The sequence below is a fragment of the Gordonia sp. CPCC 206044 genome (assembly GCF_048537895.1).
Lineage (GTDB): Bacteria > Actinomycetota > Actinomycetes > Mycobacteriales > Mycobacteriaceae > Gordonia.
This window is the reverse complement of sequence record NZ_JBCLVL010000004.1, coordinates 216,720-235,566: the sequence shown is the minus strand read 5'-3', so window position 1 is coordinate 235,566 and position 18,847 is coordinate 216,720. Positions and strand designations below refer to the sequence as shown.

Here is an 18,847-nt window from a genome sequence, read left to right as displayed (position 1 = left end):
ATGGTGCCCGCTGCGTCGCGACCCACCGTCGTCGATCTGGCCTACGGGCGGATTCGTCTGTCCGACGGGCGTACTGCCGACGTCACCGAACTGCTCGATGCCGTCGATGCCCCGACCGTCGCGACGGCTGCGGGCGCCCAGGTGTACACCCATCAGGCGTGGCAGAGGGTCTGGCACGATCTCGGATTACCCGACATCGGCCCCGGCGGTCCGCTCCCGGTCGTCATCGGTCACCCGAGCACGTGGGGGCGGTTGCGTTCGTCGGTGTTCGCCAGGTCCACCGCCGAGATGTCCGTGCCGGTGTCGGTGGTGCCCCGCGCGATCCTGATCGCGCGTAGTCACACCGACATACCCATGCAGCGGTGTGCGGTCGTCGAAACGTCGCATCTGCCGAACACGCCCTCGGATCCGGCTCGGCCGGCCGCGAGCACATGGGACGTGGCGCGCCTGAGACGGTCGTCGTCGGGATGGGATTTCGACAGCATCGACGTCTTGATCCCCGACGCCGACGACATCGGCGCCCGGACCGAGGCGATCGTCGACGACACCGTGGAGGCGGTCTTCGTGGACGGCGACGATCCGGCAGAGGTCACGCGCGCGATAGAGATGATGTCGGCGTACACCGTCGCCGGTCGTGTGGTGGCCGTCGATCGCGAACTGATCCGCCGCTACGGATGGCGAACCGGGCGCACGCAGGAGCCCGACGGACCCGTCGAGATGCCGGCTGTGCTGAGCGATCCTGGCGTGCAGAGCCGGCCGCGTCCGTGGGTGCGGCGGTCGTTGTGGATGGCCGGTGCCGCGGTCGTGGCCGTGGCGCTGGTCGCAGGCGTCGTCGGGTTCCTGCATCGCGACGACGGAGAGTCCGAGGCGCAGCGCACCGTGACGCTCGGCCGAACCGATCTGGTGGTGCCCGCCGACTGGCGGGAGAGCGACCTCGATGCGGACGGGCAGTCGGATGCCGATGCGGCCTCGCGGACGGTGTTCGTCGATCGCGAGGACGGGCGACGCATCCTGGTGGTGCAGGGCGAGGTCCGCGACGACGCCACCCTGCAGTCGGTGGCGACGAGCCTCGGCAACCGGATCCGGCAGCGCGGCGACGACGTGGTCACCGAGTTCTCACCTTCCACCCGCTTCGTGGGTCGCGACGTGATCAGTTATCGCGAAGCTCCGGGCTCGGGCAGCGCCATCCGGTGGTATGTGTTGGTCGAGTCCGGTCTGCAGGTATCCATCGGCTGCCAGGCGGGCAACGAGGGGGAGCCCGTGGACGCCGAGTGCGAACGCGCCGTGTCGTCGGTGCATATTGCACCCGAGGGGTGACCGGCGTCCGTCTCGGCGCGTTTTGACCCTGACCAGCGCCATCGCGTACCCTGGATCGCTGGTGCGTGGCATCTCCCGGCAGCCTGTCGTCGGAGATAGTCGAGGCCCGGGTCCCAACTGGTCGCCGGGAGCAACTTCTGCCGCGTCGCCGGACCAGCACCCACATCGACAGAGTTGAGGACAACTGTGCCTACCTACACCCCGAAGGCCGGTGACATCACACGTACGTGGCATGTCATCGACGCCAGTGACGTGGTGCTCGGCCGGCTGGCCGTGCAGAGCGCGAACCTGCTCCGCGGCAAGCACAAGCCGACCTACGCCCCGCACATGGACGGTGGTGACTTCGTCATCATCATCAATGCCGAGAAGGTCGCGCTGACCAGCAACAAGGCCGAGCGCAAGCTGAACTACCGCCACTCGGGTCATCCGGGTGGGCTCAAGGTCCAGACCACCGAGGAACTCCTCGCGAGCCACCCCGAGCGCGTGGTCGAGAAGGCCATCAAGGGAATGCTTCCCCACACCAAGCTGGGCAACGCCATGGCGTCCAAGCTGAAGGTCTACGCCGGCCCGAACCATCCCCACGCGGCCCAGCGCCCCGTGCCCTTCGAGATCAAGCAGGTGGCCCAGTGAGCAACGAGAACATCAGCGACGAGGCCGTGGAGAACGCCGTGGAAAACGCCGCCGAGGCCCAGGCCGCTGCCGGTGACGACACCGCTGCCGCCGAGACCGCGGTCGAGCAGGCCGTGGAGGCCGTCGAGCAGGCTGCCGACGACTACGACACCGACGCCGAGGTTGCCGAGTCGCGCGGACCGGTCGTCATCGACCGCCCGATCCAGACCGTCGGCCGCCGCAAGGAAGCTGTCGTGCGGGTGCGCATCGTCCCGGGTTCGGGACAGTTCCAGCTCAACGGACGCAGCCTGGAGGACTACTTCCCCAACAAGGTGCACCAGCAGCTGATCAAGGCTCCGCTGGTCACCGTCGAGCGCACCGAGTCGTTCGACATCTACGCCAAGCTCGTCGGTGGTGGCCCCTCGGGTCAGGCCGGTGCGCTGCGCCTGGGTATTGCCCGCGCGTTGATCGAGGTCACCCCGGAGGATCGTCCCGCCCTCAAGAAGGCAGGCTTCCTCACACGTGACCCGCGTGCGGTCGAGCGCAAGAAGTACGGCCTGAAGAAGGCCCGTAAGGCGTCGCAGTACTCCAAGCGCTGATCTTGGCACGCCTTTTCGGAACCGACGGCGTCCGAGGCCTGGCCAACGCAGAGCTCACTCCCGAGCTCGCGTTGCGCCTGGCTTCGGCCGCCGCGGTCGTTTTCGAGGAATCCTCCCGCCAGGACGTACGTCCGCGAGCGGTGGTCGGGCGCGATCCGCGCGCTTCCGGTGAGATGCTCGAGGCCGCCGTCTGTGCGGGCCTCGCGGCCACCGGTGTCGACGCCATCCGGGTCGGTGTGGTGCCGACCCCGGCGGTGGCGTTCCTGACCGCCGACTACGGTGCCGACTTCGGGGTCATGATCTCCGCGTCGCACAATCCCATGCCCGACAACGGCATCAAATTCTTTTCCGGCGGCGGTCACAAGCTCGACGACGCGGTCGAGGACCGCATCGAAGCCGCGATGGGCGGCGACGATCCCGACTCCGCCGAGTTCGCCCGCCCGATCGGCGCGGCCGTCGGTCGTGTCCTCGACGCCACGGATGCCGGCGACCGCTATCGCACGCATCTGTCCGCGGCGATCGACAACAGTCTCGACGGCCTCACCGTCGTGGTGGACTGCGCGCACGGAGCGGCCTCCACCCTCGCGCCACTGGCATACCAGGACGCCGGGGCCGAGGTCATCGCGATCCACGCCGAGCCCGACGGTCTGAACATCAACGAGGACTGCGGCTCCACCCACATGGACAAGTTGCAGGCCGCCGTTCTCGAACACGGCGCGGATCTCGGGCTCGCCCACGACGGTGACGCCGACCGCTGTCTCGCCGTCGACGCCGACGGCGAGATCGTCGACGGCGACGCCATCATGGCGATCCTCGCGACCGGACTGAGTGAGCGGAACCGGTTGCACGACAACGTCTTGGTCACCACCGTGATGAGCAACCTCGGCCTGCACATCGCCATGCGCGAGGCGGGAATCACCCTGGCGACCACTGCGGTCGGTGATCGCTACGTCCTCGAAGAACTGCGTCGCGGAGGCTACTCACTCGGCGGTGAGCAGTCCGGACACATCGTGGTGCCGGGTGTCGGCACCACCGGCGACGGCACTCTCACCGGGTTGCTGCTGATGGCGCGGATGGCCGAGACCAAACGCTCGCTGAGCGAACTCGCGGGCATCATGACGGTGCTCCCACAGGAGCTCATCAACGTCCGCGTCGGCGACAAACATGCTGTGGCGCAATCGGAATCGGTACGACGTTCGGTGTCGGAGGCGGAGAGCGAACTCGGTGCCGACGGGCGGGTGCTGCTGCGGCCGTCCGGTACCGAACATCTCGTCCGGGTGATGGTCGAGGCAGCCAGCGCCGATGTCGCCCGTTCTGTCGCACGCCGGATCGCCGACGTGGTGGAGGCGGCCGGATCATGACGTCTCCCGGTGCCGTCCTCTTTGATTTCTCCGGCACCCTGTTCCGGTTCGAGGCCTCCGACGACTGGTTCGCCGACCTCCACGACGAGGACGGCAACGTGCTGCATCTCGATCATCAGGCCGAACTCATCCGCCGGATGACGCAGCCGGTGGGAGTCCCCGACAACATCGGTGACGATGATCGGATCGCTTGGGAGCAACGTGATCTCGATCCCCGGCAGCATCGTCGCGCATACCTGGCGATGCTGCGGGCGTCTGGACTCTCGGTGCCGGGACATGCCGAGCAGTTGTATGCGCGGGTGGTCGATCCGCGCTCCTGGCAGATCTTCCGGGACACCGAGGCGGTTCTGCGTGGCCTGAATGCCGCCGGGCTCCCGGTCGGTGTGGTCAGCAACATCGCCTTCGATCTGCGTGAGGTCTTGGCACTGCACGACCTGGCAGACCTCGTCGACGTGTACGCGCTCTCCTTCGAGGTGGGCGCGATCAAACCGAATCCGCAGATCTTCCATGCTGCACTGGACCCCCTGGGGATCGCGCCGTCCGACGCACTGATGATCGGCGACAGCGAGGAGGCCGACGGCGGTGCGCGTGGTCTCGGATGCGCCTTCGTCCGTGTCGACGACGCCCCGGCCGACCAGCGCCCCACCGCACTTCTGGACGCGGTGCGAGAGCACGGCATCGCCCTGGATCACTGACCGGCCCTCTGATCGTCATCGGAGATGGAACCGGATGACATCCCGACGCGTCTAAACTTCAACGCCAACTATGTGCGTGCCCGGACCGCGGGTCCGGACCTGACGTCGAAGGGGGAGTGATGGCCGAGGCGGAGATGTCCGTCGATGTCGACGAGGTGCGGGAAGTGGTCTCGTTCTACCGCCGGGCAGCATCTGCCGTGGGCACCGCCGCCGCCGACATCGGTACCCACGACCTGGGCAGTTGGGCAGTCGGCGACGAATACCGTGACCTCGGCGAGCGCTTTCGGGAGATGGGCAGGATCCTCGCCGACCGGCTGGGCGAGCAGGCCCGAGCCGCGGATCGACTCGCCGATGCCCTGCATCGGGGCATGGCGGCGATCGTCGACGCGGACGTCGCCGTGGCAGGCGACGTCACACGAGCCGGTCGATCGGATGGGACCGGGTCGTGAGTCGCGTCTCGAACTCTCTGGCCGCGCTGCGTGAACACGCAGCCGACGGCATCGACGACCTGATCGACGTGCTCGCCCTCGGCGCGACCCTGGGGGTGCCGGGCGCCACACCCGACGAGGTCCGACGGCCGTTTCGGGTGATCAGCGGTCTCGACGTCTCCGGAATCACCGCCGACGGGCACCGACTGTCCACCGCGCACCGGGCGGTCGCCGAACAACTGCATCAGCTGCCCGAGCAACAGGTCCGGCTGGGCTGGGGATGGGCCAGCGAATCGGGTGAGCGGGCGCTCGCCGCGGTCGTCGATCATCAGCGTCGTGCCGAAGCCGATCTGCACGTGCTGCGCACATTGTCGGATGCGACGAACGCCGCATCGTCGGGGATCGACCAACTGTTGCGCACCTGGTTCGTCACCGTCGCGCGCCTGTCGGCGCCGCTGGTCGCGGGTGTGCCGATCGCGGAGGTGCCCGGAGCCATCGTGGTCGGTGAGTTGCCGCCGTCGGTCGTCGTCGCCGACATCGCGTCACGAGCGGATCTGTACTTCTCCTCAGCGGAGGCGACGGTGGACGGTGTCGACGAGATCCTCGGGCAGCTCAACAGAGCAACCGAGGGCATGGACATCGAGCCGTATCCCGGCGTCGTCGGTCCGGTACCCCCGAGCGCCGACAGGTCGTCAGTGCCGGGGGCGTCCACAGCGCCGTCCGGGGCGATGGAACCGTCCTCGCCGAGCGTTCCGGCCGTTCCACCAGCGGGTTCGTCGATCACGGACGACGGGTCGGCCGGACATGCGACGGCGCCCGAGACGACCGAGGGGCCCCAAGGGGACAACGACGAGGTGGACGTACCGTTCCAGCTGACCTCGCCGCAATCGGATCCGAACCCTCACGCCGGGGATGCACCGATCACCGAACCGAGCGGGTCCGGTCCCGCCGAGCACGCAGGCGTCACCGCGCCCGCCGCACCGAGCGGACCTGCCGAGCCCACGGCGCCTGCCGAGCCCGCCGAACCGCCCCAGCCCGTCGAACCCGGCCGGCCTGCCGAGCCCGCTGCGCCTCCCGAATCCGCCGAACCCGCCGCGTCGTCCGACGACACGTCCGGGACGCACGCTCCGGAGTCGTCGGCCCCTCAATCCGGCACGCCGGGGTCGGGGTCGCAGGGATCGGGAGATCTGGCCTTGGCGGGCGACGAGTGAGTGCGCAGCGAGCACCCAGACAGGGTGGCACCCAGACAGGGCGCCAGGGACGAGGGCGGCGATGAACCTCGCTGACCAGATCGAGACCATCGCACGGCGCGCGACCGATCAGGTCGTCTCGGCCTCGCACGCGTTCTCCGAGACGCAACGTCGGCTCGCCGACGAACTCGAGGAACACCGTGCCGCCGGAGCGGTCGATGAGATGGATCCCGACGACTCCGACCAGGAGTATTACGAGTCCGAACTCGACGACTCGCGGCATCGTGACCCCCTCGAGGACGACCTCGACGCCGACGACACGGCCGCGCGGATACTGTTTCCGGCCGACTCGGCGGACGCCGATACACGGTTCCCGCGCGACGACGAATAGGCTGTCGGTGTGCCGGCGACCAAACCAGTGCGGAAATCTCGGGGTGGCAAGCCTTCTCGGTCACCCGACAAACTCATCACCGAATTGACGCGGCGCGGCCCCCATCGGGTGCTCCGCGGCGACCTCGGCATCGTCGGGATGTCAGGCCAGGTGTACGCCCCGGCGACGGGGCGCAAGCTGCCTGCCATCGCCTTCGGGCATGGCTGGCTGGCCGACAGTCGGCGGTATCGCGACCTGCTCTATCACTTCGCCTCCTGGGGTTTCGTGACAGTCGCACCCGACGGCAACGCGGGAGCTCTCGCCTCGGATGCCGGTCTCGCGGCAGATCTGCGGGCAGCGTTACGGATCGTGTCGCATGTGTCCCTCGGGATGGGTGCGGTCACTGTGGACCCGTCCCGCGTCGGGATCGTCGGACACGGGTTCGGCGGCTCCGCGGCCGTGTTCGCCGCCGCTGACGTGCAACTGCTGGGGCAGCCGGCACCGGATGTGGCCGGAGTGGCTGCGCTGTTCCCGGCGCCCACCACGTCCTCACTGCAACCGGCTGCGGCATTGGTCAGTGCGCCGGGGTTGATCGTCTCCGGAGCGTCGGAGCTGCACACCGTGGACTCCAACGCCCTGCCCTTGGCGCAGGCGTACGGCGGCGATGTGGTCTTGCGCACGCTGGGCAAGGGCAATGCCCGGGACCTGTTGGAGCGCCGCACCGTCAAGTCGTTGATCGGCATGAACGGCGCCAACAGTGCGGTGCACGCACAGGTACGTGCCCTCTGCACGGGCTTTCTGCTGGACACGGTGGCCGATGACCCCGAATACCAGGCATTCGGTGATCCGCAGGCCCACCTCGGCAAGATCGGTGTGGTCGACCTCGCGGACCCGCCGGCCTCCGCCGTCGATCCGGTCGCGAAGCTGTTCGGTGCCAAACCGCGCAAGCGGATGGGCCGGAAGCGCTGAGATCACCGGTACGCTGACTGTCTATGTGTGGAATCGTCGGATACGTAGGTCGCCGCGACGCGCTGGACATCGTGGTCGAGGCGCTTCGGCGGATGGAATACCGCGGCTATGACTCGGCGGGTGTGGCGATTCTCGACGGTCACGGGGGCACCGCGATCGAGAAGAAGGCCGGCCGGCTGGAGAACCTGGACAAGCAGATCGCGACCGTGGGGCGGCAGGGCCTGAGCGGAACCACCGGCATCGGGCACACCAGGTGGGCGACCCACGGGCAGCCGACGGACCGCAACGCGCATCCGCATTCGAGCACCGACGGAAAGATCGCCGTGGTGCACAACGGGATCATCGAGAACTACGCGGTGCTGCGCGCCGAACTCGAGGATGCCGGCATCGAGTTCAACTCCGACACCGACACCGAGACCGCGGTGCACCTGCTGGAGCGTGACTACGCGAGCGGCCCGACCGCGGGCGATTTCGTCGCCAGTGCGTACACGACGCTGCGTCGTCTAGAAGGTGCCTTCACCCTCGTCTTCACGCACTCCGATCACCCCGGAACCATCGTCGCGGCCCGCCGTTCCACCCCGCTGGTGGTGGGTGTCGGCGACGGGGAGATGTTCGTCGGTTCCGATGTCACCGCGTTCATCGAGCACACGCGCGACGCCGTGGAGTTGGGCCAGGACGAGGTGGTGGTGATCACCGCGGACACCTACGCGATCACCGACTTCGACGGAGAAGCGCGCTCGGGCAAGCCCTTCCACATCGACTGGGATCTGGCCGCCGCCGAGAAGGGCGGCTACGACTTCTTCATGCTGAAGGAGATCGCCGAACAGCCTGCGGCACTGGCCGACACGTTGCTCGGGCACCTGGAGGGCGGCCGGATCGTCCTCGACGAGCAGCGGCTCACCGACGACGACCTCCGCGATGTCGACAAGGTCTTCGTCGTCGCCTGTGGCACCGCCTATCACGCAGGACTGCTGGCCAAGTATGCGATCGAGCACTGGACTCGACTGCCCGTCGAGGTCGAACTCGCCAGCGAGTTCCGCTACCGCGACCCGGTCCTCGACCGTTCGACGCTCGTGGTCGCGATCTCCCAGTCCGGCGAGACGGCGGACACGCTCGAGGCGGTTCGTCACGCCAAGGACCAGAAGGCGCGTGTGCTGGCCATCTGCAACACCAACGGCGCCCAGATCCCGCGCGAATCCGATGCGGTGCTCTACACGCACGCCGGACCCGAGATCGGAGTCGCGTCCACCAAGTGCTTCCTCGCCCAGATCGTGGCCGCGTATCTGGTCGGTCTGGCCCTTGCGCAGGCACGCGGCACCAAATACGTCGACGAGGTCACTCGCGAGTTCGCCGCGATGGAGACGATGGCGACGGCCGTCGAAGAGGTCCTGGGCACCATGCGGCCGGTCCGCGACCTGGCGCGATCGCTCGCTCACCACAACACGGTGCTGTTCATCGGACGTCACGTCGGCTATCCGGTGGCCCTCGAGGGCGCGCTCAAGCTCAAGGAACTCGCCTACATGCACGCCGAGGGGTTTGCCGCAGGCGAGCTCAAGCACGGCCCGATCGCGCTCATCGAGGATGGACTCCCGGTGATCATCGTGATGCCGTCGGCCGATGGCCGCGCCGTTCTGCACTCGAAGATGGTCAGCAACATCCGAGAGATCCAGGCCCGTGGTGCCACCACCATCGTCATCTGCGAGGAAGACGACCTCTCGGCCCGTTCGGTCGCGGATCACTTCATCCCGATCCCCAAGGTGCCGACACTGCTGCAGCCACTGGTCTCCACGGTTCCGCTGCAGGTCTTTGCCGCCACCGTCGCCCAGGAGCGCGGCTACGACGTGGACAAGCCCCGTAACCTCGCCAAGTCGGTCACCGTCGAATAGGTCGGCACCCCATGCCGATCCGCCATCTGACCGCCGCCGGCGTACGCGATGCCGAGAGGGCCGCGGGCGACCTGCTAGTCAACGGCACGCTGATGCGCCGTGCTTCCGCCGGGGTCGCCCATGTCGTCATCGGCGAGCTGACCCGCACCGGCGGATGCTACGGGCGACGTGTGGGGCTGGTCGTCGGGGCCGGTGACAACGGCGGTGACGCACTGTTCGCGGGTGCCGCACTGGCTCGTCGGGGCGTGGCCTGTGTCGCGGTGCTCCTCGCGCCGGACCGGGCACACGCAGCCGGTCTGGCTGCGTTCCGACGGTCCGGCGGTACACGTGCCGACCGCCTTCCCGCCGGACTCGACGTCGTCATCGACGGAGTCGTCGGGATCGGTGGCCGAGGTCCGCTGCGGCCCGCGGCGGCAGACGTGTTCGCGGCGCTCATCCCCGCCGATGCCGGTGGCCCGCTGGTGGTGGCCGTCGATCTGCCGTCCGGTGTCGACGCCGACACCGGCGTGGTGCACGACCCGGCCGTGCGCGCCGACATCACCGTCACGTTCGGAGTCCGTCGGCGGGCGCATCTGCTGGCGGCACCCCGGTGCGGACGGGTCGAGGTGATCGATATCGGCATCACCGCACCGCCGGACGACTCGGGGACCGTGTTGTCGGCGCTCACCGACGACGAGGTCGGCGATCTGTGGCCGTTCCCGGGGCCTGCCGACGACAAGTACAGCCAGGGCGTCGTCGGGGTGATCGCGGGTTCGGCGCGGTATCCCGGGGCCGCGATCCTCGCCACCGGCGCGGCCGTAGCCGCGACATCCGGTATGACGCGTTATGTCGGGACCGCTGCCGACGAGGTGGTGTCCCACCATCCCGAGGTGGTCGCGGCCAGCTCACTCGATGACGCCGGTCGGGTCCAGGCGTGGGTGGTCGGGCCGGGGATGGGTACCGACGACGACGCACTCGGGGTGTTGCGAGCGGTGCTCGCCACCGATCTCCCGGTGCTCGTCGACGCCGACGGGCTCACCATGGTGGCACGGCACCCGGAGCTGGTGACAGCGCGTACCGCACCCACACTCCTGACCCCGCACGCCGGGGAGTTCGCCCGGCTCGCGGGTGCTGACGTCACCGACGACAGGCTGCGTGACGTCACCGATCTCGCCGCGAGATGGCAGGTCACCGTGTTGCTCAAAGGGCGGATCACGCTCGTCGCGGACCCCACGGGGAGTGTTCTCGGCAACGATGCCGGCGCGTCGTGGGCGGCGACGGCGGGGGCCGGCGATGTGCTGTCCGGCATCGCAGGCGCTCTCCTGGCTGCCGGCCGCGATCCGCTGCGCGCGGGGGCTGCGGCCGCGCGTGTCCACGCGCGTGCCGCTCAGTTGGCGGCCCGAGGAGCCCCGATCGGCGCGTCCGACCTGCTCCGCGCGGTGCGCCCGACCATTCGGGAACTGACGGCGTCCCCGCGGTGATCGGTCCGCTCGGTCACCCGACGTTGAGCAGGACCAGCGCGTCGACGATGAGACCGGCAACGGTGACCAGCCACATCAGCCCCAGCACCATGACATCGCGGGCGGCGAGGCGATGATGCCGATGACCGACGGTCGCGATCACGGTGAGGATCAGACCAATCGGTCCCGTACAGACGCCTGCGACGATGCCCGCCGGGGCGATGGCAACGAAGATCAGGGCCGGCCAGCAGCCCGCGAAGACCGCCATGATGGCGATCACCTCGGTCAGCACCGCGCCGACCAGCACCGCGATGCCACCGAGGTTGACGAACAGGGCGATCAGCACCGCACGGCGAGGTGGTGCCGGAGCCGTGCGCGCCGGGGCAACAACGGCGGTCTGCGGGAGACGGGGAGCTGTGTCGATGAACATGTGACCAGTGCACCAACACACATACGGCCGCACATGAGCGGAACTACTCAGAACGCGCGGGGGAAATCCACTCGCCGACATCTGGGACAATGGACGCGATGACCTCTCATGCCCTGACCGCGACCATCGACCTCGATGCCATCGCCCACAACGTCGGTGTCCTGCGCTCGGCCGCACGCACCGACGTGATGGCCGTCGTCAAGGCCGATGCCTACGGGCACGGCGCCCTCCCGGTGGCGCGGACGGTACTGGCGGCCGGGGCACGCGAACTCGGAGTGGCCCACATCACCGAGGCACTGGAACTTCGTGAGGCGGGCGTCGACGCCCATATCACCGCCTGGCTGCACAGCCCCAGCGCCGACTTCGGTGGGGCCATCGACAATGGCATCGACATCGCGGTCTCGTCTGGGCGTCAGCTCGCCGCGGTGGTGGCCGCGGCCAAGGAGCAGGCGACGACCGCGACGGTGTCGGTGAAGGTGGACACCGGGCTCAACCGCAGCGGCGTCGCCGCCGACGAATGGGCCGATGTCGCCGACGCCTTGGCCAAGGCCCGCGCCGACGGATCGGTGACCGTTCGCGCGGTCATGTGCCATCTCGCACGGGGCGACGAGCCAGACCATCCGTTGAACTCCCAACAGGCCCAACGCCTGGACTCCGCGGCGGCGGACCTGCGCCGGCTCGGTGCGCCGCCGCAGGTGGTGCACATCGCCAATTCGCCTGCCGCCCTGACCCGTCCGGACCTGGGTCGCGACCTGGTTCGTCCCGGAATAGCGCTGTACGGCCGGACTCCGGTGCCCGAGCGCGGCGACTTCGGTCTCATCCCCGCGATGACGTTGTCGGCGGAGGTGGCGCTGGTGAAGAAACTCTCTGCCGGACAGGGTGTCTCCTACGGTCACACCTGGATCGCGCCGAGGGACACGGTGATCGCGGTCTTGCCCGCCGGTTACGCCGACGGGGTGCCGCGACCGCTGTCCGGGCGTTTCACCGTCCGCATCGGCGACCGCGTGCTCGGCGGCGTCGGGCGGATCTGCATGGACCAGTTGGTGATCGACCTGGGTCCCGACGGAGGCGGGGTCCGCGAAGGGGACCGTGCGGAGCTCTTCGGTACAGGTCGTGGCGGCGGCCCGACCGCCAAGGACTGGGCGGACGCCACCGGCACCATCGACTACGAGATCGTGTCGACCATCGGGGCCCGGGCGGTGCGCGAGTACCAGGGCGGCTCCGGTGAGTGATTCCCGTCGCGCCGGCTGGCTCGCGGGTGCCGGCGGCATCGCTGCATTGGGTGCGGTGGCAGCCGGAGGCGTGGCCCGCGACGTCGCCCGCCGACGCGCGGTGCGTCGGCGAGATCCGCATGCCGACGAGGATTTCACCGCCATCTACCGCGATCCCGCGACGACAGTGACCACCGACGACGGGGTCGAACTCGCGGTGCGCACGGTGGTGACCGGGACTCCGGACGGCCTCGACGACGGTCGGGGAGAACCGGAACTCACGGTCGTGTTCGTGCACGGCTTCAGCCTGCGGATGGCCTCCTGGCACTTCCAGCGTCGAGATCTCGAGCGGCGCTGGGCGGATCGCCGCATCCGGATGGTGTTCTTCGATCAGCGAGGGCACGGTCGAAGCGGCGCTGCCGAGGCGCAGACGTCCACGATAAGTAGGCTCGCCGACGACACGGCAGCGGTGCTGCGAGACGTCGCCCCGACGGGACCGGTTGTGTTGGTGGGGCATTCGATGGGCGGCATGACGATCATGGGGCTTGCCAGGCGGTATCCGGAGCTCTTCGGGGCGGGTGGCCGGATCGCCGGGGTCGCGTTGATCGCGACCGCTGCGCGCGGTATCACCGAGGGTGGCCTCGGCAAGGGACTCCACAACCCGGTGGTCGACGGGTTCCGACTTGCCGTGCGACGTGCCCCGGGAGCCGTCCGTGCCGGGCGTGGGGTCACGCGGGCTCTTCTCGAGCCGGTGTTGGTGGCCGCGAGTTTCGGCCCCGACTTCTACAGCCCCGCCGCCGGCCGTGCGGTGGAGAAGATGATCCAGAACACGCCGATCGAGACGATCGTCAATTTCTTGCACGCACTGGAGAACCACGACGAGTCGACGGCGTTGCCGGTGCTGGCACAGGTGCCGTCGGTCGTGGTGTGCGGCAACCGGGACCGTCTGACGCCGCTGCAGCGATCGGTGCGCATGTACGGCGAGCTCGGTGAGGACTCGGCCCTGGAGGTCGCCGACGGTGCCGGGCACATGGTGCTGATGGAACAACCCGACCTGGTGACCGACGCGATCGTCGACCTGGTCGGTCGCGCCCGGGTGGCGAAGCCACGACCGCGGCGCGGATGGTGGAAGAAGATGCGGGTGGCGCGATGACCGATACGGAGACTTCGTTTTTCGACGCGGGTGCGCGGGTGCTGCCCGATGTCGCCGACACCGAAAAGCTCGGTCGGGAGATGGCGACGTCGCTGCGGGCGGGCGACCTGGTGATCCTCGACGGTCCGCTCGGTGCGGGTAAGACGGCAATGGCCCGGGGGATCGCGGCGGGCCTCGAGGTCGTCGGTCGGGTGTCGTCGCCGACCTTCATCATCGCCAGGGTGCACCGGCCCGGACGTCCCGATCGGCCCGGGATGGTCCATGTCGACGCCTACCGTCTGGGCGGGTTGGACGAGCTCGATGCGCTCGACCTCGATTCGGATCTCACCGACTCGGTGGTCGTGGTGGAGTGGGGTGAGGGGGTCGCCGAACGTCTCGTCGACCGTCACCTGATGGTCAGGTTGCGCCGCGACCCGGAATCCGAAGTCCGTCGCGCCGAATGGGAATGGGTGAACCACTGATGCGGATACTGGTGATCGACACGGCGACCGATGCGGTGGTGACCGGTGTCGCGACCATCGGCGACGACACTGACGACCGGGTGCTCGCCGAACGGGCGGTGTCGGACGGACGGCGGCACGCCGAGGTGCTCACCACGCTCATCGCGGAGGTGCTCTCGGAGTCCGGAGTGGGCCGCGCCGATCTCGACGCGATCATCGTCGGTTGCGGTCCCGGCCCGTTCACCGGTCTGCGTGTCGGGATGGCGACCGGGTCGGCGTTCGGCGATGCGCTGGGGGTGCCCGTGCACGGCGTCTGCTCGCTGGATGCGGTGGCAGCAGAACAACTCCGGACCGATCCCGACGCCCGTTCCATCCTGGTGGTCACCGATGCGCGCCGACGCGAGATCTACTGGGCCCGATATGCCGACGGCGCCCGGGTGTCGGGACCGGAGGTCACCGCACCTGTTGATGTGGTCGAGACCTTGCGCGACGAACCGATCGATATCGTCGTCGGATCTCCTTCGCACGCACCGCTGTTCGGCCGCCCGGTGGGTGCACCGACGGTCCCGTCGGTGGCGGGCCTGGTCGCCGCGGGTGCCGACGCGGTGCGTTCCGGTGCGGCACCGGAGCCGTTGGTGCCGTTGTATCTACGGCGCCCGGATGCCAAGGAGCCCAAGCCGCGTCGTAAGGCGGAGGTGCTCAGATGACGGCCACCGGCGGGCTCATCATCGACGACCTCGACTATTCCGACATCCCGCGGTGCGCTGCGCTGGAGAAGGAGATGTTCGAGGGCGATTCGCCCTGGCCGGCAACGGCATTCCGGGCCGAGCTGAACGCGCCCTACAACCGCTACTTCGCAGCGCGTGAACATCCGGGCGGCGAGGTGGTCGGCTACGCCGGTGTCTCCACACTGGGAACTCCGGGATCGTTCGAGTGTGAGATCCACACGATCGCCGTCGCGCCGTCCCATCGTGGCCGCGGATACGGTCGGGCGTTGCTCGCGGCGCTGTTGGAGGTCGCCGACGGTTGTGCCGCACCGATGTTCCTCGAGGTGCGCACCGACAACGACACCGCAATCGAGCTCTACGCCCGCAACGGTTTCGTCCGGTCGGGGATCCGGCGCAACTATTATCAGCCGTCGGGTGCCGACGCGTACACAATGATCCGGCCGGCCACCACGTCGGTCGTGCAGCAACCCGGGGGTACCCGATGATCGTGATGGGAATCGAGAGTTCGTGTGACGAGACCGGTGTCGGGATCGTCCGATGGGCTCCCGACGAGGTCGGCGACGGAGGACGGGGCACCGCCACACTGCTCGCCGACGAGGTGGCGTCGAGTGTCGACGAGCACGCGCGTTTCGGTGGCGTCGTCCCGGAAATCGCCTCCCGGGCACACCTCGAGGCGATCGTCCCGACCATGCAGCGGGCCCGCGAGGCCGCGGGTGTGGACCGACCGGACGCCATCGCGGTGACGATCGGGCCGGGACTGGCCGGGGCACTGCTCGTGGGGGTTGCCGCGGCCAAGGCATACGCGTTGGCCTGGGATGTACCGCTGTACGCGATGAACCACCTCGGCGGGCACGTCGCGGTGGACACCCTCGAACACGGCCCCATGCCCGAATGTGTGGCGCTGTTGGTTTCTGGTGGACACACACACCTGCTGCACGTCACCGACCTGGGCCGGCCCATTGTCGAGCTCGGTACGACCGTCGACGATGCGGCAGGGGAGGCGTTCGACAAGGTGGCCCGCCTGTTGGATCTGGGCTTCCCGGGTGGTCCAGCATTGGATCGTGCTGCCGCGCAGGGTGATCCGCATGCGATCGAGTTCCCGCGCGGTATGACGGGGCCGCGTGATGCGCGCTATGACTTCTCGTTCAGCGGGGTGAAGACCGCGGTGGCGCGCTATGTCGAGAAATGTGAGCGGACCGGGATCGAGGTGCCCGTCGCCGACGTCGCGGCGTCGTTCCAGGAATCGGTGGCCGACGTCTTGACGCGTAAGGCGATCCGGGCCTGCACCGACCTCGATGTGGACACCCTCGTCCTCGGCGGTGGCGCCACCGCGAACTCGCGAATCCGGTCGCTGGCAGCCGAACGCTGCGCGGCCGCGGGCATCACCTTGCGCGTGCCCAGGCCGCGCCTCTGCACCGACAACGGCGTGATGATCGCGACGCTCGGTGCGCATGTCATCGGTGGCGGCGCAGCTCCGTCGCCGTTGACGGTGGCCACCGATCCCGGAATGTCGGTGCAGGTCAGTCAGCTCTGATCGGCGAGCAGCCGACGGCAGTTCAGCGTGCCGTCGGCCAGCACGGCGCGATGGGTCGGCCGAGCCTCCAGGTAGCGCTGCTCACCCGTATCGGTGAGACCGGCGAACACCGAGCGACGATCGGCCGGGCACATCGCGCGGGACACCAGGCCGTCCTTCTCCAGTCGGCCCACCACCCGCGACAGTGCGCTCTGGCTCAGGTGTACCCGGTCGGCGAGCTCACTCATCCTCAGTGTGTGATCGTCTGCCGCCCATAGCAGTTCGAGGACCTCGAACTCGCTTCCGGACAGCCCGTGGTGGGACTGCAGTTCGCGGTCCAGCGCGCACGAGATCTTGTGGTAGCGAACCGAGAGATCGTGCCACGCCGCCGCAAGGGCGTCCTGGTCGAGCTCTGGGTCGGTTGACATGCGGCGATGCTACCACGTGCACGCGCATTTAATGCATAGGAAATAAATGCATACGCATTTGATGTAGACGCATTAGATGCAAGCGCATATAGTTTCGCGCATGACCCAGACACCAGATCTCGTCATCACCCGCGGTACCACCGATCCGGCGACCGCACCCCCGACAACCCGCGTCACCACGGCCTCGGCATGGCCGGCGCGGACGTGGATCCTGCTGGTCGTGCTGGCAGGCGCGATGTTCCTCGATGGTCTCGACGTCTCCATGGTCGGCGTTGCGTTGCCGTCGATCGGTGCCGACCTCGGACTCGGGCAGTCGGAACTGCAGTGGATCGTCAGCGGTTACGTGCTCGGATACGGCGGGCTGTTGCTGCTGGGCGGGCGAGTCAGCGACCTGGTCGGAAGGCGTCGGGTGTTTCTCGTCGCACTCGGGGTCTTCGGCGTGGCATCGGTGATCAGTGCGGTCGTCGACGTGACCGAGCTGATCATCGCGCTGCGATTCGTCAAGGGGGTGGCCGCGGCCTTCACCGTGCCGGCGGGACTGTCGATCATCACCACGACGTTTGCCGAGGGGCCGGCGCGCAACCGTGCCTTTTCCATCTACACCGTCTGCGGTGCGAGTGGATTCTCGCTCGGCCTGGTGTTCGGTGGGCTGCTCACCGAGTTGTCCTGGCGGGCGACGCTGATCTTCCCCGGCCCGGTCGCGTTGGTGCTGCTGTTCGCGGGGATGCGGGTGGTGCCGAAGGTGGCCGTCGAACGGTTCGGCTGGGCGCGGTTCGACATGGTCGGCGCCATCGCCAGCACCGGTGCGCTACTGCTGCTGGTGTTCGGCGTGGTGCGCGCGCCCGACCTCGGCTGGACGTCGGCGACGACTATCGTCACCCTCGGCACGTCGGCCGTGCTGGCGATCGCCTTCTTGGTGGTCGAGATGCGTCATCGGCACCCGCTCGTCCGACTGGGGCTGCTGCGGTCCTCGGCGCTGGTGCACGCCAATGTGTCCGCCGCTCTCATGTTCGGGTCGTACGTCGCCTTCCAGTTCGTGGTGACGCTGTACCTACAGGACTCGCTGGGTTGGTCGCCGTTGACCATGGCACTGGGTTTCCTGCCTGCCGGCCTCATCGTGGTGCTGAGCGCGACACGGATGGACCGGGTGCTCGACAGGGTGCCCACCCAGTTCCTGCTGATCGGCGGATTCGCCGCATTCTTGGGTGGATATCTGTGGTTCGCCCGGGTCGAGCCGGGCATGTCGTATCAGAACTTCTTGCTGCCCACCATCATTCTGTTGGGCATCGGTTTCGCGATCACGTTCCCGTCGGTGACGTCACAGGGGACCGCCGGTGTCGATGATGACGAGCAGGGGCTCGCCTCGGGCCTGGTGAACACGAGCGTGCAGGTCGGCGGTGCGGTGATGATGGCGGTGGTGACCGCGGTGCTGGCCAGTTCGGGGGAACCGACCCGACCCGGGGAGCTACTCGGCGGGATGTCGACCGCGGTGTGGGTGGTGAGCGGGTTGTCGGTCGTGGGTCTCGCCACCGCGGTGGTGGTGGCCGTGACCACGCGCGGGCGTTCGCCGATGGCGGACTGATATTTGCACCCTCTGCCCTTGAGTGCTGGCACTCGCCTGTATAGAGTGCTAGTGGCACTTGTGTGAAGCCTCGGAACCCGCGACGACGGGGTTTCGCCCCAGGGCCGTGAACGTGCAAATCGTTACACCGTTCAACAACTCAGTACGAAAGTTGAGGACCCACATCGTGGCGAGCGTGAACATCAAGCCGCTTGAGGACAAGATCCTGGTGCAGGCCGTGGAAGCCGAGACGACCACCGCGTCCGGTCTCGTCATCCCGGACACCGCCAAGGAGAAGCCGCAGGAAGGCACCGTCATCGCTGTCGGCGAAGGACGGGTGACCGAGCAGGGCAACCGCGTTCCGGTCGACGTCAAAGAAGGCGACACCGTCATCTACAGCAAGTACGGCGGCACCGAGATCAAGTACGCCGGCGAGGAGTACCTGATCCTGTCGGCACGTGACGTGCTGGCCGTCATCGGCAAGTAAGACCCGCACATCCGCGTGTCTGTTTCGCCCCGG

Annotated in this window: 21 protein-coding genes; 19 read left to right on the top strand and 2 right to left on the bottom strand. The window is 68.4% G+C overall.

The annotated features are described in order from the left end of the window. The 11 genes from AAFP35_RS07765 (at nucleotide 1) to AAFP35_RS07715 (ending at nucleotide 10,884) form a co-directional block, all read left to right on the top strand. Entirely contained in the window at nucleotides 1–1,317 is a 1,317-nt protein-coding gene (locus tag AAFP35_RS07765; RefSeq protein ID WP_419220983.1) for a type VII secretion-associated protein, read from the top strand. 186 nt (nucleotides 1,318–1,503) lie between these two features. Then, on the top strand, nucleotides 1,504–1,947 hold the full coding sequence (gene rplM, locus AAFP35_RS07760) for a 50S ribosomal protein L13 (RefSeq protein ID WP_419220982.1): 444 nt from the start codon (nucleotides 1,504–1,506) through the stop codon (nucleotides 1,945–1,947). Continuing rightward, nucleotides 1,944–2,525 (top strand): 30S ribosomal protein S9, encoded by a 582-nt coding sequence (gene rpsI, locus AAFP35_RS07755; RefSeq protein ID WP_419220981.1) that lies wholly within the window; start codon nucleotides 1,944–1,946, stop codon nucleotides 2,523–2,525. The genes rplM and rpsI overlap by 4 nt, the downstream gene beginning before the upstream one ends. A 2-nt stretch (nucleotides 2,526–2,527) precedes the next feature. Then, a complete protein-coding gene (gene glmM / locus AAFP35_RS07750; RefSeq protein ID WP_419220980.1) occupies nucleotides 2,528–3,886 on the top strand; it encodes a phosphoglucosamine mutase in 1,359 nt (452 codons plus the stop codon). Beyond that, the gene (locus tag AAFP35_RS07745; protein WP_419220978.1) at nucleotides 3,883–4,581 is read left to right on the top strand and encodes an HAD family hydrolase; all 699 of its coding nucleotides are present in this window, start codon (nucleotides 3,883–3,885) and stop codon (nucleotides 4,579–4,581) included. Before glmM ends, AAFP35_RS07745 begins: the two co-directional genes overlap by 4 nt. 119 nt (nucleotides 4,582–4,700) lie before the next feature. Then, a complete protein-coding gene (locus tag AAFP35_RS07740; protein ID WP_419220977.1) occupies nucleotides 4,701–5,030 on the top strand; it encodes a hypothetical protein in 330 nt (109 codons plus the stop codon). Next, complete coding sequence (locus tag AAFP35_RS07735) at nucleotides 5,027–6,220, top strand: hypothetical protein (protein WP_419220976.1); 1,194 nt, start codon at nucleotides 5,027–5,029, stop codon at nucleotides 6,218–6,220. Before AAFP35_RS07740 ends, AAFP35_RS07735 begins: the two co-directional genes overlap by 4 nt. A 61-nt stretch (nucleotides 6,221–6,281) precedes the next feature. Next, a complete protein-coding gene (locus AAFP35_RS07730; RefSeq protein WP_419220975.1) occupies nucleotides 6,282–6,590 on the top strand; it encodes a hypothetical protein in 309 nt (102 codons plus the stop codon). A 27-nt stretch (nucleotides 6,591–6,617) separates the two neighbouring features. Continuing rightward, entirely contained in the window at nucleotides 6,618–7,538 is a 921-nt protein-coding gene (locus tag AAFP35_RS07725; protein ID WP_419221159.1) for a dienelactone hydrolase family protein, read from the top strand. Between the two features lie 23 nt (nucleotides 7,539–7,561). After that, entirely contained in the window at nucleotides 7,562–9,424 is a 1,863-nt protein-coding gene (gene glmS, locus AAFP35_RS07720; RefSeq protein ID WP_419220974.1) for a glutamine--fructose-6-phosphate transaminase (isomerizing), read from the top strand. A gap of 11 nt (nucleotides 9,425–9,435) precedes the next feature. After that, a complete protein-coding gene (locus tag AAFP35_RS07715; RefSeq protein ID WP_419220973.1) occupies nucleotides 9,436–10,884 on the top strand; it encodes an NAD(P)H-hydrate dehydratase in 1,449 nt (482 codons plus the stop codon). 13 nt (nucleotides 10,885–10,897) lie between these two features. On the opposite strand, the gene AAFP35_RS07710 is transcribed toward AAFP35_RS07715, so the two are convergent. Continuing rightward, nucleotides 10,898–11,293: a hypothetical protein gene (locus AAFP35_RS07710; protein WP_419220972.1), complete on the bottom strand. Its 396-nt coding sequence runs from the start codon at nucleotides 11,291–11,293 to the stop codon at nucleotides 10,898–10,900. 98 nt (nucleotides 11,294–11,391) lie between these two features. Between AAFP35_RS07710 and alr the strand changes: the two genes are divergently transcribed. The 6 genes from alr to tsaD are packed head-to-tail and all read left to right on the top strand — an operon-like array spanning nucleotide 11,392 to nucleotide 16,359. Further along, nucleotides 11,392–12,525, top strand: a complete 1,134-nt coding sequence (gene alr / locus AAFP35_RS07705) for an alanine racemase (RefSeq protein ID WP_419220971.1) — start codon at nucleotides 11,392–11,394, stop codon at nucleotides 12,523–12,525. Continuing rightward, complete coding sequence (locus AAFP35_RS07700) at nucleotides 12,518–13,657, top strand: alpha/beta fold hydrolase (RefSeq protein WP_419220970.1); 1,140 nt, start codon at nucleotides 12,518–12,520, stop codon at nucleotides 13,655–13,657. The genes alr and AAFP35_RS07700 overlap by 8 nt, the downstream gene beginning before the upstream one ends. Further along, nucleotides 13,654–14,118, top strand: coding sequence for a tRNA (adenosine(37)-N6)-threonylcarbamoyltransferase complex ATPase subunit type 1 TsaE (gene tsaE / locus AAFP35_RS07695; protein ID WP_419220969.1), 465 nt, complete (start codon nucleotides 13,654–13,656; stop codon nucleotides 14,116–14,118). The genes AAFP35_RS07700 and tsaE overlap by 4 nt, the downstream gene beginning before the upstream one ends. Beyond that, the gene (tsaB, locus tag AAFP35_RS07690; protein WP_419220968.1) at nucleotides 14,097–14,804 is read left to right on the top strand and encodes a tRNA (adenosine(37)-N6)-threonylcarbamoyltransferase complex dimerization subunit type 1 TsaB; all 708 of its coding nucleotides are present in this window, start codon (nucleotides 14,097–14,099) and stop codon (nucleotides 14,802–14,804) included. The genes tsaE and tsaB overlap by 22 nt, the downstream gene beginning before the upstream one ends. Further along, on the top strand, nucleotides 14,801–15,310 hold the full coding sequence (gene rimI, locus AAFP35_RS07685; protein ID WP_419220967.1) for a ribosomal protein S18-alanine N-acetyltransferase: 510 nt from the start codon (nucleotides 14,801–14,803) through the stop codon (nucleotides 15,308–15,310). The genes tsaB and rimI overlap by 4 nt, the downstream gene beginning before the upstream one ends. Then, entirely contained in the window at nucleotides 15,307–16,359 is a 1,053-nt protein-coding gene (tsaD, locus tag AAFP35_RS07680; protein ID WP_419220966.1) for a tRNA (adenosine(37)-N6)-threonylcarbamoyltransferase complex transferase subunit TsaD, read from the top strand. The genes rimI and tsaD overlap by 4 nt, the downstream gene beginning before the upstream one ends. Here tsaD and AAFP35_RS07675 read toward each other — a convergent pair. Continuing rightward, on the bottom strand, nucleotides 16,350–16,766 hold the full coding sequence (locus AAFP35_RS07675; protein WP_419220965.1) for a MarR family winged helix-turn-helix transcriptional regulator: 417 nt from the start codon (nucleotides 16,764–16,766) through the stop codon (nucleotides 16,350–16,352). The genes tsaD and AAFP35_RS07675 overlap by 10 nt on opposite strands. 100 nt (nucleotides 16,767–16,866) lie before the next feature. Between AAFP35_RS07675 and AAFP35_RS07670 the strand changes: the two genes are divergently transcribed. Both AAFP35_RS07670 and groES read left to right on the top strand, forming a co-directional pair. Continuing rightward, nucleotides 16,867–18,348, top strand: coding sequence for an MFS transporter (locus AAFP35_RS07670; RefSeq protein ID WP_419220964.1), 1,482 nt, complete (start codon nucleotides 16,867–16,869; stop codon nucleotides 18,346–18,348). A 166-nt stretch (nucleotides 18,349–18,514) separates the two neighbouring features. Continuing rightward, complete coding sequence (gene groES / locus AAFP35_RS07665) at nucleotides 18,515–18,814, top strand: co-chaperone GroES (protein WP_006334733.1); 300 nt, start codon at nucleotides 18,515–18,517, stop codon at nucleotides 18,812–18,814. Nucleotides 18,815–18,847 lie beyond the last annotated feature (33 nt).